The following is a 15,106-nucleotide window of genomic DNA, read 5'->3' as shown; positions in this document are numbered from 1 at the left end:
CTGGCGGCCACAGGCATATAAAAGAAGGAGGGGCTCAAACTGCCTCCCCTCCCGAGCATGCGTTCTTCAGATGCCGCGCTGTTCCAGGGTGGCCTGGCGGGCGCGCTGGGCCAGCTCCTCGGCGGGCTGGACGCTGCTGCCGGCGGTAGGCGGCGGTGCCGGCATATGCGGCTTGAGGTAGGCCGCCAGGCTGACGCCGCAGTAGACCAGCAGGGCCATGGCGATCAGCGCCTTGTATGGGTCGATGTCGGATCGGCGCTTGCAGACCATACAGATATGCCCTTCGCTGGCTGGGCGTTCGCCACAGTTGCGACAGCGGATCATGCCTTCCTCCCGCCGGATTTTCCCGCCTGCCAGAACGCCAGCGAGGCTTCCTCGCGGGCCTGCTCGGCGCTCAGGCCGATATCCTTCAGTTCCGCCGCTTCCAGGTCCAGCAGCGCGCGCCGGGTCAGCTGGCGTTGCCGGGCCAGGCGATAGCCGCGACGCAGGGCCTGCGCCAGGTTGTCCATCGCGGCGAGTGGGAAGGGGCCATCGAGGCGTTGGCGGCGCTCGGATTTCGCACTGAGTCGCGTCATGCTGCGTACTCCATATTGATCGGCTGGACGACGGAGATAGAATGGCCATCGCGCGCTGTTCCGTACAGGTCCAGAAAAGGTGGGTTGACTGCATACAGATCAAGCGCTCCCCGGCCTGAATGGTGGATTTCGCCACCATCTGTACCGGTCCCGCTTTCGCTCACCCTGGAGTCCCGCTCATGACCCTTTATCTGCAACTCGCCGAGACCCTCGGTTCGCGCATCGAACAGGGCCTCTACCGTCCGGGCGACCGGCTGCCCTCGGTGCGGGCCATGAGCATCGAGCACGGCGTCAGCCTGAGCACCGTGCAACAGGCATACAGGCTGCTGGAAGATCGCGGGCTGGCCGAGCCGCGGCCGAAGTCCGGCTATTTCGTACCGGTCGCGCGACAGATGCCGCCGCTGCCGGCGATCGCCCGCCTGGCCCAGCGGCCGGTGGAAATCTCGCAATGGGAGCAGGTGCTGGCCCTGGTCAGCACGGTACCGCGGCCGGACGTGGTCCAGCTCGGCCGCGGCATGCCGGACATCTCCAGCCCTTCGCTGAAACCGCTGACCCGCAGCCTGGCCCGGCTCAACCGCCACGCCGACGCCCGTGCGCTGGCCTACGACGGGATCCACGGCTCGCCGTTGCTGCGCGAGGAAGTCGCCCGCCTGTTGGTGGACTCCGGCTGTCGGGCCACCGCCAGCGACGTGGTGATCACCACCGGCTGCCACGAGGCCCTGTCGGTGAGCATCCGCGCGGTGTGCGAACCGGGCGACATCGTCGCGGTGGAGTCGCCGAGCTTCCATGGCGCCATGCAATCGCTGAAAGGCCTCGGCATGAAGGCCCTGGAGATCCCCACCGATCCGGTCAACGGCATCAGCCTGGAAGCCCTCGAACTGGCGCTGGAACAGTGGCCGATCAAGGCCATCCAGGTGACCCCGAACTGCAACAACCCGCTCGGCTACATCATGCCCGAGTCGCGCAAGCGGGCGCTGCTGGCCCTGGCCCAGCGCTACGACGTGGCGATCATCGAGGACGATGTCTATGGCGACCTGGCCTACACCTATCCGCGCCCGCGCACCATCAAGTCGTACGACGACGATGGCCGGGTGCTGCTCTGCGGGTCGTTCTCCAAGGTCCTGGCGCCGGGCCTGCGGATCGGCTGGATGGTACCCGGGCGCTACGCCGACCGCGTGCTGCACATGAAGTACATCAGTACCGGCGCCAGCGCCCTGCAACCGCAACTGGCGATCGCCGAATTCATCGGCAACGGCCACTACGAGCCGCACTTGCGGCGCATGCGCGCCCAGTACCAGCGCGGACGCGACCTGATGATCGACTGGGTGGCGCGCTATTTCCCGGAGGGCACCCGCGCCAGCCGGCCCCAGGGCGGTTTCCTGCTCTGGGTCGAACTGGACGAGGCGTTCGACACCCTGCGCCTGGACAAGGCCTTGCGCAACCGCGGCGTACAAGTCGCGGTGGGCTGCATCTTTTCCGCTTCCGGCAAGTATCGGAACTGCCTGCGGATGAACTACGCGGCGTTGCCGACCCCGGCCATCGAGCAGGCGGTCAGGCGAGTAGGGGAGAGCGCTTGCGAGCTGCTGGAGCCTTGCGAGGCCTGAGCGACAGTCGTGCTTTCGACGCAGTCGACGATTGCGCAAATAGCAAATGCTAATCATTCGCATTGTTTGCTAGAGTTGTCTGACGCATGCATCCGCCGGCTCCACTGGGCGCCGGTCACCAGGAGACCATCGTCATGTCGCAACCCGCCTATCGTCTGTTCAATGTCGAACTCAAGCGCCGTGAGCAACTCAGCCCGGCGCTGACCCGCTTCGTCTTCGGCGGTCCGGAGGTCGCCGAGATGAAGACCCTTGCCGCCGACCAGCGGATCAAGATCTTCTTCCCCGATGCCAGCGGCCAGCCGCCCAGCCTGCCCGGCGGCAGCGAGTGGTACCAGGCCTATCGCAGCGTCGAGCCGGCCCGCCGGCCGCCGATGCGTACCTACACCATCCGTGCGCTGCGCGCCGAGCAGGAAGAGGTCGACGTGGAGTTCGTCCTCCACGGCGAGAACGGCCCGGCCTCGGCCTGGGCGACCCACGCGCGGATCGGCGACCGCCTGCAACTGGCCGCGCCCAACCGGCAATACGGCGATGACCCCGGCGGCTACGAATGGAAACCGCCGGCTGGCGTCCGCCATATCCTGCTGATCGCCGACGAAACCGCCTTGCCCGCGGTGGCGGGAATTCTCGAGGAGCTGGCCGGCGAAACCGAGCCGCCGGTGGTCGAGGCCTTTCTCGAAGTGCCGGGAGAAGCCGACATCCTCGACCTGCCGGCGATTCCCGCTGCGCGCCTGCACTGGCTGCCGCGCCACCAGGCCGGTATCCATTCGCGCAACGGCGAGCGGATGATCGAGGCGGCGCGCCAGGCGCGGCTGCCGGAACGCGAGGTGGCGGGTGGTGCGGCCCAGGAACTGGAGGACATCGATATCGACGAGGAGATCCTCTGGGAACTGGCGAGCCCCGAGAGCGGCAGTTTCTACGCCTGGGTCGCCGGCGAGTCGGCGGCGGTGATGGCGATCCGGCGCTACCTGGTGCAGGAGCGCGGTATCGACAAGCGTCATCTGACCCTGATGGGCTATTGGCGCCTGGGCAAGGTGTTCGACTGATGGGCCGCTTCGTCGGGAAACAGGCGGACGGCTACGAGACGCGGATCGGCCGCCTGTTGCCGGGCTACGAGTTGCTGCACCTGCTCAGTCGCGCGCAGTTGCTGGCCCGTCTGCCGGAACGGGCGCGCCTGCTCAGCGTCGGCTGCGGCGCCGGCGGCGAACTGGCGGAGCTGGCCGGGTTGCGTCCAGGCTGGCGTTTCGTCGCGGCGGACCTGTCGGCCGACATGCTCGCCCTGGCCCGCCAGCGCTGCGCCAGGCTCGGCCTGCTGGAGCGGATCGAGCTGCACTGCGGCGACGTCGCCGGGCTACCGCCTGCGCCGCCTTGCGATGCGGCGCTGGTTCTGCTGGTGCTGCATTTCCTGCGCGGCGACCAGGCCAAGCGGCGCTTTCTCGAGGCGGTCGCCGAGCGTCTGGCGCCAGCGGCGCCGTTGCTGCTGGCCAACCTGATGGAAGCCCGGGACGCCTTCGAACGTCCGGTGCAGGCCGAGGCCTGCCGCTTGGCCGGGCTTTCCCCGGAGGACAGCGACGGCATGCTGCAACGCTTGCGCGAGGATTTCGATCCGTTGTCCGAGCAGCGCCTCGGCGAACTGCTGGAAGACACCGGCTTCGTCCTGCCCAGCCGCTATTTCCAGGCCGTGGGCTACCAGGCCTGGATCGCCTTCCGCGCCGGCTGAGGATGCCTCAGGCGAGGCGCGCCTGCGGCGTGATCTGGCGTGGGTCGGTCAGCAGCTCCAGCAGCGCCGGGCGTCCGCTTTCGCGGGCGCGGCGGAACGCGGCGGGGAAGTCGGCGCTGCATTCCACTCGTTCGGCGTGGGCGCCGAAGGCTCGCGCCAGGGCGACGAAGTCGGGGTTGTCCAGGCGGGTGGCGGATACCCGCCCGGGATATTCGCGTTCCTGATGCATGCGGATGGTGCCGAGCATGCCGTTGTTGACCACGATCACCACCGGCGTCGCGCCGAACTGCGCGGCGGTCGCCAGCTCCTGCGGATACATCATGAAACAGCCGTCGCCGGCGAAGCACACCACGCTGCGCTGCGGATCGCGCAGGCTGGCGGCGATCGCGGCGGGCAGGCCGTAGCCCATGGCGCCGTTGGTCGGCGCCAACTGCGTGCGGGCCTGGCGATAGCGGTAGAAGCGATGCACCCAGACGGCATAGTTGCCGGCACCGTTGGCGATCACCGCGTCGTCCGGCAGGTTTTCGCTGAGGTACGCGACCACGGACGCCAGGTCGACGCCCTGGACGGCGGGGTCGCTCGCGGCCGGGGTCGAGTAGGCCAGGTAATCGGCATGGGCGGCTTCGCGCCAGTCCTGCCAAGTGCTCGAGGGCAACGGCGCGAGGTCGGCCAGGGCCTCGGCGAAGGCACACGGGGTGGCCTGGATCGGCAGTCGCGCCAGGTAGACGCGGTTCAGTTCCGCGCTGTCCGGATGCACGTGGATCAGCGTCTGCGCGGGGGCCGGACTACGCACCAGGCTGTAGCCAGCGCTCGGCGTTTCGCCCAGGCGCGCCCCGACCACCAGCAGCAGGTCGGCCTGGCGCAGCCGCTCCAATAGCGCCGGCGCCGCGCCGAAGCCCAGTTGTCCGGCGTAGTGCGGGTCACGGTTGTCGAACAGGTCCTGGCGACGGAACGAGGTGGCCACCGGCAGGCCATTGGCCTCGACGAAGGCGCCTAGCCGTTTCCTGGCGGCACTGTCCCAGCCGCTGCCGCCAAGTACCAGCAGGGGGCGCCTGGCGTTCGCCAGCAGTTCGCGCAGTTCCGCCATCGCCGTGGCGCCCGGCCGCCCCGGAAGCACCCTTGGCTCCGGCGCATCGGCGACCTGCGCGAAACCGAAGAGGATTTCCTCGGGCAGGGCGACCACGACCGGGCCCGGTCGGCCCGAGGTGGCGACGCTGAAGGCGCGGCCGACGATCTCCGGGATGCGTTCGATACGGTCGATTTCCACGGCCCACTTGGCCAGGCCCGAGAACATCTGCACGTAGTCGACTTCCTGGAACGCCTCGCGGCCCTTGAAGGCGCTTTCCACCTGGCCGACGAACAGGATCATCGGCGTCGAGTCCTGCTGCGCCGTGTGCACGCCATTCGCCGCATGGGTGGCACCGGGGCCGCGGGTGACGAAGCAGATGCCTGGTCGGCCGGTCAGCTTGCCGTAGGCATCGGCCATGTTCGAGGCGGCACCCTCGTGGCGGGTGACGATGGTGCGGATGCCGTCGGCGTCGTGCAGCGCATCGAGCACCGGCAGGTAGCTTTCCCCGGGGATGCAGTAGACGGTATCGACGGCATTGCGCCGCAATGCCTCTACCAGGATCTGCCCGCCGTTGCGCTGGGGAAGGGAGTCGGACATGAGGGCCTCGCTGCGCACGTTGTGGTTGCCCCGATCTTCGGCCCAAAGCGCGCCAGCGCCAAGCGACCTTTCTTCGCGAGTTCATTCCCGTGGCGCATGAACCTGGCATTCCTCTGTTGCGAAGGCATACAGGAAGTTCGGCAGCCAGGCGAGGCGTCGGGAGCTTTCGTCTACCGCACTCGTCGCTGCGGACTTCTATATGGATTCCTCCCGACTATCCACGTGGCTGCTATGGAGTCCACTCAGACCAACCACTTGAACAGGAAGAAGAACGCCATGCCCAGCAGCATGCTCGCCAGGGTATTGCGGGTATAGAGCACCAGCGCCACGGTGACTGCGCCGCTGACCAGGTAGGGATTGTCGTAGCCGAGGTCGATGCGGCCCTCGGGCATGAACACGATGGGGCCGCAGATCGCCGTGAGCATTCCCGGCACGGCGAAACCGAGGAACTGCCGCAGGTTGCTGCCGAGACGGATCGGCAGGCGCGGTTCGAGGAACAGGTAGCGGTTGAGGAAGACGATCGCGCCCATCCCGAAGATCACTGCCCAGACCATGGCGCCTCCCGATACAGCTTGTTGCAGATGAAACCGGCGGCCATCCCGGCGAGACCGGCGAGGACCAGCGCCGAACTCCATTGCCAGTGGCTGAACAGCACCGAGCAGAACAGCGAGGTGGCCACGCAGACCAGTGTCGGTACGTTGCGCACCAGCGGCGCGACCAGCGCGATGAAGGTGGCGGCGATGGAGAAATCCAGGCCCAGGTGTTCGAGACCGGGAATGCTGCGGCCAAGCAGGATGCCGGCGAGGGTGAACAGGTTCCAGGCGATATAGAAGGTCAGGCCGACGCCGAGGGCGTACCAGCGGTTGAAGTTGCGCCGGTCGTGCTGGCTGGCGAGGGCGAAGAACTCGTCGGTGAGCAGGAAGCCCAGGCCGATCCGCCAGCGTCCCGGCAGAGGTGACAGGACCGGCCGCAAGCTCATGCCGTAGAGCAGGTGCTGCGAGGTCAGGAGGAGGGTGGTGAAGATGACCGAAAAGAACCCGGCACCGCCCTTGAGCATGCCGATCGCCACCAACTGGGCGGCGCCGGCGAAGACGATGGCGGACAGGCCCTGGCCCTCGGCCGGGGTGAGGTTGGCTTCGATGGCCATCGATCCCGCCAGCAGCCCCCAGGGCGCGACGGCCAGGGACAATGGGAGGATGGCGACGGCGCCGCGGAGAAAGGCTTGGCGGGGCAGGTCGTGGGCAGTCATGGGGGCATGGCGGTGGTGAACGTCGGTCCAGCATGCCAGCAGGCGCATCGGGCTGGCTTGAACGATCTTGCTCTTCGTATCCGTTATCCACGCAGGCGAAAGCGGCCGGTGTCCTTCCTTATATAAGGAGGACGGGCAGGGCAGGCGGCGGACGAGCGAGGGCCGCTCGAGGGCGCTGCGAAGAATCGAGGGAGAGAAGAACCGGAGCGGAGCTAACGCGGATGCTGACCGATCTTGTGGCCGCGGAACTTGGCGCCGAGGGACGGCTGGTAGGACATGGAACACCCGGTTTATTGCTGTTGTAGGGTTGGCACAGCTTAGCCTTGTTCAATTTTTCGTACAACGGAGCCTGTAAAATATCTGCTGCACCAGGTTGAACACCTTGCCTGGCCTGGCTTTGGCCGCTTTCGCGATGCGCTGGAAGGCCCTGTCTACGGCCATTTCGCCGTCCGCGAGGGCGACGAGAGGGCTATTGACAACAAATTGGCTTTCCGATTGACTCTGGCTCCAGCCCCCGCATGATTGAAATTTTTAACAAAAAAGGTGTTGCATCATGTCGGTACCCCTGCGTGCCGTTCAGCTCACTGAGCCGAGCCTGTTCCTTCAGGAACATCCCGAGGTCCAGTTCGTCGACCTTCTGATTTCAGACATGAATGGCGTGGTTCGCGGCAAGCGAATCGAACGCAACAGTCTGCCCAAAGTCTTCGAAAAAGGTATCAACCTTCCCGCTTCCCTGTTCGCCCTCGATATCACCGGCTCCACCGTAGAGAGTACCGGCCTGGGTCTCGACATCGGCGACGCCGACCGGATCTGCTACCCGATCCCCGGCACCCTCTCCATGGAACCCTGGCAGAAGCGCCCGACCGCGCAACTGCTGATGACCATGCATGAGCTGGAAGGTGATCCCTTCTTCGCCGACCCCCGCGAAGTCCTGCGCCAGGTGGTGGCCAGGTTCACCGAGATGGAACTGACCATCGTCGCCGCCTTCGAGCTGGAGTTCTACCTGATCGACCAGGAGAACGTGAACGGCCGGCCGCAGCCGCCGCGCTCGCCGATCTCCGGCAAGCGTCCGCAGTCGGTGCAGGTGTACTCCATCGACGACCTCGACGAATACGTCGAGTGCCTCCAGGACATCATCGACGGCGCCCGCGCCCAGGGCATCCCGGCCGACGCCATCGTCGCCGAATCCGCACCGGCGCAGTTCGAGGTCAACCTGCATCACGTCGCCGACCCGATGAAGGCCTGCGACTATGCGGTGCTGCTCAAGCGCCTGATCAAGAACATCGCCTACGACCACGAGATGGACACCACCTTCATGGCCAAGCCCTATCCGGGCCAGGCCGGGAACGGACTGCACGTACACATCTCGCTGCTCGACAAGCACGGCAACAACATCTTCACCAGCGAGGATCCCGAGCAGAACGCCGCATTGCGCCATGCGATCGGCGGCGTGCTCGAGACCCTGCCGGCCTCCATGGCCTTCCTCTGCCCGAACGTCAACTCCTACCGCCGCTTCGGTTCGCAGTTCTACGTGCCGAACGCGCCGAGCTGGGGCCTGGACAACCGCACCGTGGCCCTGCGCGTGCCCACCGGCAGCCCGGACGCGGTACGCCTGGAACATCGCGTCGCCGGCGCCGACGCCAACCCCTACCTGCTGCTGGCCTCGGTGCTTGCCGGGGTGCACCACGGGCTGACCAACAAGGTCGAGCCGGGTGCCCCGATCGAAGGCAACTCCTACGAGCAGTTGGAGCCGAGCCTGCCGAACAACCTGCGCGACGCCCTGCGCGAACTGGACGACAGCGAGATCCTGGCGAAGTACATCGATCCGAAGTACATCGACATCTTCGTCGCCTGCAAGGAAAGCGAGCTGGAGGAGTTCGAGTACTCGATCTCCGACCTCGAGTACAACTGGTACCTGCACACCGTGTGAGCATGGGCGGGCGGCTCCGATCCGGCGCCGCCCGCCCGTTCTTCCGTCGAGGTTCCCACCCTTGCTGAAGGTAGACGGCGGCAAGCCTGCGGTTTCCGCCCGTCCGCCTTCCTTTGCTGTGCATTAGAAAAAGAAGAAATCGAGGCAAGCATACCCATGTCGAATCCTCCCCCCACCGCAGAACGAACCCAGCTTCGCAAGTCCCTCAAGCTGTGGCAGATCGTCATGATCGGGTTGGCCTACCTGACCCCGATGACCGTCTTCGACACCTTCGGCATCGTATCCGGGATTTCCCAGGGACACGTGCCCACCGCCTACCTGCTGGCCCTCGCCGGCGTGCTGTTCACCGCGATCAGCTACGGCAAGCTGGTCCGCCAGTTCCCCACCGCAGGCTCGGCCTATACCTACGCGCAACGAGCGATCAATCCCCATGTCGGCTTCATGGTCGGCTGGTCGTCGCTGCTGGACTACCTGTTCCTGCCGATGATCAACGCACTGCTGGCGAAGATATACCTGACCGCATTGTTCCCCGAGGTCGCCCCGTGGATCTGGGTGGTGATGTTCGTGCTGATCATGACCCTCATCAACATCAAGAGCGTGAACCTGGTCGCCAATTTCAACACCGTCTTCGTGCTGGTCCAACTGGCGATCATCGTGGTCTTCATCGGCCTGGTGATTCACGGCCTGAACAACGGGGAGGGGACCGCCACGGTGCTCAGTACCCAGCCGTTCTTCTCCGAGCACGCGCATCTCTCGGCGATGGTGGCGGGGGCGACGATCCTCTGCTTTTCCTTCCTCGGTTTCGACGCGGTGACTACTCTGTCCGAGGAAACCCGCGACGCCGGCAGGGTGATCCCGCGGGCGATCTTCCTCACCGCGCTGTACGGCGGGGTGATCTTCATCACCGTGTCGTATTTCCTGCAGTCCTATTTCCCGACCAACGTACGCTTCAAGGAACCCGACGCGGCGCTGCCGGAAATCGCCCTGTACGTCGGCGGCAAGCTGTTCCAGTCGATCTTCCTCTGCGCCACCTTCATCAATACCCTGGCGTCGGGCCTGGCCTCCCAGGCCAGCGTGTCGCGCCTGCTGTACGTGATGGGGCGGGACAACGTGCTGCCGGAGCGGATCTTCGGCTTCGTCCATCCGAAATGGCGTACGCCGTCGATCAACGTGCTCATCGTGGGCATGGTGGCGCTCTCGGCGATCTCCTTCGACCTGGTGACCGCGACCGCGCTGATCAATTTCGGCGCCCTGGTGGCCTTCACCTTCGTCAATCTCTCGGTGATCGTGCATTTCTATGTGCGCGGCGGGCGCAACCGCAGCCTCAAGGAGCATTTCCACTACCTGGTCCTGCCATTGCTCGGCGCGGCCATCGTCGCGGTGCTCTGGCTCAACCTGGAAAGCACCTCGCTGGTGATGGGGCTGATCTGGGCCGGACTGGGCTTCGGCTACCTGTTCTACCTGACTCGCAGCTTCAGCCGTCCGCCGCCGCGCTTCCAGGAGAGCGAGCTGAGCCCGACCCAGTGAGGCGAGCGGTGAATGGATTCAGCGGAAATGTGAAGGAAAAAGATTGGTAATCTTCACGAAATTTTCACGGTGACGGGTCAATCATAGACCCATGGCTAACGGACTAGCCCCCCATCTGAAGCCCGCCTCATGGCGGGCTTTGGCTATCTGCAGACAGCGAATTTCGCGTTTTCCCTCCTTTTCACAGGGATTTCCGGCCTCCCGGCTGGCAATGCGCCTGCGACGACATGTCCGAATCCAGACAGAATTGGACGCCCCCAAAAAGCGCAGACACGGCTAGAATCCACGCCGTCCCGATCCGGTTCGATGGCCGTGGCGGGGGAGCCCGGTATCCGCTGGTCGGTGTTTCCTGTGGTGCTGCGCGTCCTTCCCTAGACTACCCGGCTCGCTCGAACCATCCCTTCGCGGGGGCGGAACGGCACAGGGTCGTTCGGCATGGAAGCTGCCTGGGCCGGCCTTCGACACACCTATAAGAGTAGAAATCTGCATGACATACCCTGAACGTCCCCTGCTTCATCTGCTGACGCGTACCAGCCTGGTGGGCCAGATCATCGTCGGCCTGATCGCCGGCCTGCTGCTCGCCAGCTTCTTCCCGGCCGCCGCGCTCAAGGTCGGCTTCATCGGCAAGGTCTTCGTTTCCGCGCTGAAGGCCGTCGCGCCGGTACTGGTGTTCGTCCTGGTGATGGCATCCATCGCCAACCACAAGCAAGGCCAGCAGACCCATATCCGGCCGATCCTGCTGCTGTACCTGGTCGGCACCTTCAGCGCCGCGGTGGTGGCGGTGATCGCCAGCTTCGCCTTCCCCTCGAGCCTGGTGCTGGCCAGCCATCCGGGCGAGATGTCGCCTCCGGGCGGCATCGCCGAGGTGCTCCAGTCCCTGCTGCTGAGCGTGGTGGACAACCCGGTCAACGCCCTGATCTCGGCCAACTTCATCGGCATCCTGGCCTGGGCCATCGGCCTCGGCATCGCCTTCCGCCACGCCAGCGATACCACCCGCAACCTGCTCTCCGAGCTGTCCAACGGCGTCTCGCTGATCGTCAAGGTGGTGATTCGCTTCGCCCCGCTGGGCATCTTCGGCCTGGTCGCCTCGACCTTCGCCGAGTCCGGCGTCGAGGCCCTGAAAGGCTATGCCCACCTGCTGGTGGTGTTGCTCGGCTGCATGCTGTTCGTGGCCTTCGTGGTCAACCCGCTGATCGTGTTCCTGAAGATCCGCCGCAATCCCTATCCGCTGGTGCTGACCTGCCTGCGCGAAAGCGGCATGACCGCGTTCTTCACCCGCAGCTCGGCAGCCAATATCCCGGTCAACCTGCAGCTCTGCGAGCGCCTTGGCCTGCACGAAGACACCTATTCGGTATCGATCCCGCTGGGCGCGACCATCAACATGGCTGGCGCGGCGATCACCATCACCGTGCTGACCCTGGCAGCGGTGCATACCCTGGGCATCGCCGTGGACGTACCGACCGCGATCCTGCTCAGCGTGGTGGCGTCGATCTGCGCCTGCGGCGCGTCCGGCGTGGCCGGCGGTTCGCTGCTGCTGATCCCGCTGGCCTGCAGCCTGTTCGGGATTCCCAGCGAGGTGGCGATGCAGGTGGTGGCGGTAGGCTTCATCATCGCGATCCTCCAGGACTCCGCGGAGACCGCGCTGAACTCCTCGACCGACGTGCTGTTCACCGCAGCCGCCTGCGAGGCGGAAGAGCGCAAGGCGAGCGCCGCCTGATTCGATCCCTGGGTCACGGAAGAAACCGCCTTCGGGCGGTTTCTTCGTTTCGCCCCGGCGTGCTTTGACCTGTGCGCCGCGCTGCGGCCTAATGGTCGCCCGTCCTTCCCGAGTTGCCGCATGTCGTCTCCTTCCTTGCCCGATGCCAGTCTCCGCGCCAGCACCCTGCATCTGCCGGCCGGTCCCTGGAGCACCGTGCTCGACTGTCTCTGCGCGCGTTTCCCGGCCATCGACCGCGACACCTGGCTGGCGCGCATGCAGCGGGGCCGGGTGCTGGACGCCGAGGGGCGTGCGCTGGGCCCGCAGGCGGCATATCGCGAAGGCCTGCGTGTGCACTACTTCCGCGAGTTGCCGGTGGAGGCACCGATTCCTTTCGAGGCGCGCATCCTGTACCGCGACGAGCATCTGCTGGTGGCGGACAAGCCGCACTTCCTGCCGGTGATGCCGGCCGGCGGCTACGTCGAGCAGACGCTCCTGGCGCGGCTGGCCCGCAGCACCGGCAATCGCGACCTGGTGCCGCTGCACCGGATCGACCGGCATACCGCCGGGCTGGTGCTGTTCTCGACCAATCCCGGCAGCCGCGGGCGCTACCAGGCGCTGTTCCGCGAGCGGCGCATCGACAAGTGCTACGAAGCGATCGCTCCGGCCTTGCCGCAACTGGACTTCCCGTTGCTGCGCAGGACCCGCCTGGTGCCCGGCGAGCCGTTCTTCCGCATGCGCGAAGGCGAGGGCGAGCCGAACAGCGAGACGCGCATCGAGGTCGTCGAGCGCAACGGCCGCTGGTGGCGCTACCGGCTGTATCCGGTGACCGGCAAGAAGCACCAGCTGCGCGTGCACCTTGCGGCACTCGGCGCGGGTATCCAGAACGATGGGTTCTATCCCGAGCTGCTGGACGCCGAGGGCAGCCCCGACGACTACCTGCGGCCGCTCAAGCTGCTGGCCAGGGGGCTGCGCTTCGACGACCCGCTGAGCGGGGAGAGGCGTACGTTCGAATCCGGGCTGCGGCTCGATTGGCAGGTGTAGGCGACAGGCTCGCCAGCGGAATGCTGGCGTACGTCGCCGACCCGGAGCGCATGGCGCGTTTCTATGAACAGGCGCTCGGCCTGGAGGGGCTGCGCGGGCGAGTAGAAGAATCGCCCGCTGGTGCGGCTGGACGCGCCCGCCGGAGCGGGCGCGGGTCGCTCAGGGACGCTTGTCCAGCTTGACCACCAGGCGCAGTTGCTCGACGCAACCGCGGCTCTGCTCGATCAGCTTGCCGAACTCGGCGCTGTTGATCTCGTCGTGGTTGAGCCAACTGGTCTTCTGCACTTCCCGATAACGATAGTGGTAGCCGCCATCCTTGGCCGGTTCGGCCTGCAGGTCGATGTCGAACCAGGGACTGCGGATCTCGCAACTGTGCGCCGGCTCGTCAGTCTTGCCGCCGGACAGGCTGATGTCGTAGGACGTGATCTGCGGTTCGCCCAGGTACAGCTCGGCCAACTGGCCTTCGCTACGGTACTTGGCGAAGGCATCCCACTGGCTGGCCAGGTCCTGGCGGTTGTAGAAATACTCTCCGCCGAGCCGGTCGAGGGCGCGGCGGTCGGTAAGCCTGGCACTGATCGTATAGCTGGGCGGCAGCACGAACTGGCTGTCGTCGCGCTCCAGCACGCAGTCGCTGCCTTCCTTGGCGAAGTTGCGGCACAGGTCCTGGTCGGTGCTGGTGCGGCCGCGCTGGCGATCGGCGACGCTGAGCTGCATCAGCGGCGCATTGGAAAGCTCCACGCGCGACTCGACCCGGGCTTCGCCGTCATGGGTGTAATGCTCGCTGCGGGTCACGCGCAGGGTGTCGCCGGGCGCTTCCAGGGGAATCTCGTTGCGCCGCACCTTGCCGTCGGCGCCCAGCACCAGCGCCCAGCGCTGCTGGATGTCGGGCATGATGCGGCCGGGAGCGAACACCGGGTTGGTCGGGTCCAGCCACCAGGTCTTGCCGTCCACCTCGGCGCGGACGATGGCATGGTTCGGCGCGTACATGCCGGGCACCAGCAGGTCCCAGACCACGTCGCCGCGGCTGACCAGGGTCGGTTCGGCCTTGATCCCGGCGGCCTTGAGCATGGCGGCGAGGAGGATCGCCAGGTCCTTGCAGTCGCCGTAGCCATTGCGCTCGATCTCCGCCAGGGAGAAGGGCACGTAGCCGCGCTCGCTGGCGCGCCAGTCGCCCAGGTAGCGGTAGGTGTCGTTGATGTACTGCATCAGGCCGGCGACCTGCTCGCGGGCCGGCTTGCCCTTCACCGCGGCGACGGCCGCCGCGGCGCCCTTGGGCAGCTCCGCGGCGAGGATCTCGTTGTAGCGCGCGGCGAACGGGCCGAAGTTGTCCTGCAGGTCCAGCGAACTGCCCAGCTCCAGGCGCGGGGTATGGCGCAGGTAGGCGTTGCCGGCTTCGTTGATGTAGTTGGTGTATTGCGGCTTTTTCAGGCTGACCTTGAGGGTCTTCTTGTCGGCGCTCTGTTCGATGCGATAGGCGTCCATCAGCTCGCTGCGCACGAAGATCGGCCGCTCGGCCTTGAACTCGGCGACGAAGCGGTCGTCGCGCACCGGCATCGGTGGGCGGCTGAGAATGTAGTGGAACTGGGTGCTCAGCGGCTTGGCGGTGAAGTGCTCGCGCAGGGTGTAGCTGATACGGGTGCCGACGCGCAGGTTGGGGAACGCCAGGGAGGTCTGACGTTCGCGCAGGAAGCCCTGGTCCGGGTTCGGCGCGGTGCGCGTATCGATCTGCGACTGGTCCAGCGGCACCGGCTTGCCGCCGGGCTGGGTCAGCTCGGCCTTCTCCACGATCAGGCTGTCGGTCTCCGCGTAGCTGCGATCGATGCGCGAGAGCATCTCGCGGCCGCTCGGCTTGAGGATGGTGAAGCTGTAGGTGCTCACGCAATCGGTGCTGTTGTCGGCGTTGAACTGGCAGCGGAACTCGGTTTCGCCGGCCAGCGGCGCCTCGGCGATCGGTTGCAGCGCGGCGAGGGCCGGGGTGGCGGCGCAGAAGACGCTGGCGGCGAGGAAGGAAGGGGAGAAGGGATGACGGGGCATCGGTGCCTCAGGATGAAACGTTTGAGCGGAGCTCCCAGGCGTCGCCTGGCGCATGGGGACGCCG

13 protein-coding genes are annotated in these 15,106 nt (G+C 66.3%); 7 read left to right on the top strand and 6 right to left on the bottom strand.

The window, feature by feature from the left end; genetic code table 11:
- Positions 1 to 66 precede the first annotated feature (66 nt).
- Together LE197_RS11050 and LE197_RS11045 are read right to left on the bottom strand one after the other, a co-directional pair.
- Positions 67 to 324 (bottom strand): hypothetical protein, encoded by a 258-nt coding sequence (locus LE197_RS11050; RefSeq protein ID WP_003100357.1) that lies wholly within the window; start codon positions 322 to 324, stop codon positions 67 to 69.
- Positions 321 to 575, bottom strand: a complete 255-nt coding sequence (locus tag LE197_RS11045; protein ID WP_003100355.1) for a DUF1127 domain-containing protein — start codon at positions 573 to 575, stop codon at positions 321 to 323. The genes LE197_RS11050 and LE197_RS11045 overlap by 4 nt, the downstream gene beginning before the upstream one ends.
- A 179-nt stretch (positions 576 to 754) precedes the next feature.
- Between LE197_RS11045 and LE197_RS11040 the strand changes: the two genes are divergently transcribed.
- The 3 genes from LE197_RS11040 (at position 755) to LE197_RS11030 (ending at position 3,896) form a co-directional block, all read left to right on the top strand.
- A complete protein-coding gene (locus tag LE197_RS11040; protein WP_003100354.1) occupies positions 755 to 2,179 on the top strand; it encodes a PLP-dependent aminotransferase family protein in 1,425 nt (474 codons plus the stop codon).
- Positions 2,180 to 2,313: 134 nt separating this feature from the next.
- The gene (locus LE197_RS11035; RefSeq protein ID WP_003100352.1) at positions 2,314 to 3,222 is read left to right on the top strand and encodes a siderophore-interacting protein; all 909 of its coding nucleotides are present in this window, start codon (positions 2,314 to 2,316) and stop codon (positions 3,220 to 3,222) included.
- The gene (locus LE197_RS11030) at positions 3,222 to 3,896 is read left to right on the top strand and encodes a class I SAM-dependent methyltransferase (RefSeq protein WP_003100350.1); all 675 of its coding nucleotides are present in this window, start codon (positions 3,222 to 3,224) and stop codon (positions 3,894 to 3,896) included. Before LE197_RS11035 ends, LE197_RS11030 begins: the two co-directional genes overlap by 1 nt.
- 7 nt (positions 3,897 to 3,903) lie before the next feature.
- Here the strand turns inward: LE197_RS11030 and LE197_RS11025 are convergent, their stop codons facing one another.
- The 3 genes from LE197_RS11025 to LE197_RS11015 form a co-directional block, all read right to left on the bottom strand.
- The gene (locus LE197_RS11025) at positions 3,904 to 5,562 is read right to left on the bottom strand and encodes a thiamine pyrophosphate-binding protein (RefSeq protein ID WP_023109171.1); all 1,659 of its coding nucleotides are present in this window, start codon (positions 5,560 to 5,562) and stop codon (positions 3,904 to 3,906) included.
- A gap of 242 nt (positions 5,563 to 5,804) precedes the next feature.
- Positions 5,805 to 6,116, bottom strand: coding sequence for an AzlD domain-containing protein (locus LE197_RS11020; RefSeq protein ID WP_003121706.1), 312 nt, complete (start codon positions 6,114 to 6,116; stop codon positions 5,805 to 5,807).
- Positions 6,101 to 6,811 (bottom strand): AzlC family ABC transporter permease, encoded by a 711-nt coding sequence (locus tag LE197_RS11015; protein WP_023102099.1) that lies wholly within the window; start codon positions 6,809 to 6,811, stop codon positions 6,101 to 6,103. The genes LE197_RS11020 and LE197_RS11015 overlap by 16 nt, the downstream gene beginning before the upstream one ends.
- 553 nt (positions 6,812 to 7,364) lie before the next feature.
- Here LE197_RS11015 and LE197_RS11010 point away from each other — a divergent pair.
- The 4 genes from LE197_RS11010 to LE197_RS10995 all read left to right on the top strand — a co-directional run bounded on the left by LE197_RS11010 (position 7,365) and on the right by LE197_RS10995 (position 13,008).
- A complete protein-coding gene (locus tag LE197_RS11010) occupies positions 7,365 to 8,741 on the top strand; it encodes a glutamine synthetase family protein (RefSeq protein ID WP_003118546.1) in 1,377 nt (458 codons plus the stop codon).
- Between the two features lie 156 nt (positions 8,742 to 8,897).
- Positions 8,898 to 10,268 (top strand): APC family permease, encoded by a 1,371-nt coding sequence (locus tag LE197_RS11005; protein WP_003106497.1) that lies wholly within the window; start codon positions 8,898 to 8,900, stop codon positions 10,266 to 10,268.
- Positions 10,269 to 10,755: 487 nt separating this feature from the next.
- Positions 10,756 to 11,985, top strand: a complete 1,230-nt coding sequence (gene sstT, locus LE197_RS11000; RefSeq protein ID WP_003114881.1) for a serine/threonine transporter SstT — start codon at positions 10,756 to 10,758, stop codon at positions 11,983 to 11,985.
- Between the two features lie 120 nt (positions 11,986 to 12,105).
- Positions 12,106 to 13,008: an RluA family pseudouridine synthase gene (locus tag LE197_RS10995; protein ID WP_003106501.1), complete on the top strand. Its 903-nt coding sequence runs from the start codon at positions 12,106 to 12,108 to the stop codon at positions 13,006 to 13,008.
- A 159-nt stretch (positions 13,009 to 13,167) separates the two neighbouring features.
- Here the strand turns inward: LE197_RS10995 and LE197_RS10990 are convergent, their stop codons facing one another.
- Positions 13,168 to 15,042: a DUF3857 domain-containing transglutaminase family protein gene (locus tag LE197_RS10990; protein WP_023109169.1), complete on the bottom strand. Its 1,875-nt coding sequence runs from the start codon at positions 15,040 to 15,042 to the stop codon at positions 13,168 to 13,170.
- Positions 15,043 to 15,106: the final 64 nt, after the last annotated feature.

Origin of the sequence: Pseudomonas sp. PS1(2021), from assembly GCF_020405165.1 — a bacterium.
In the GTDB taxonomy this organism is placed as follows: Bacteria; Pseudomonadota; Gammaproteobacteria; order Pseudomonadales; family Pseudomonadaceae; genus Pseudomonas; species Pseudomonas aeruginosa.
This window is presented reverse-complemented; position numbering and strand designations above follow the sequence as displayed.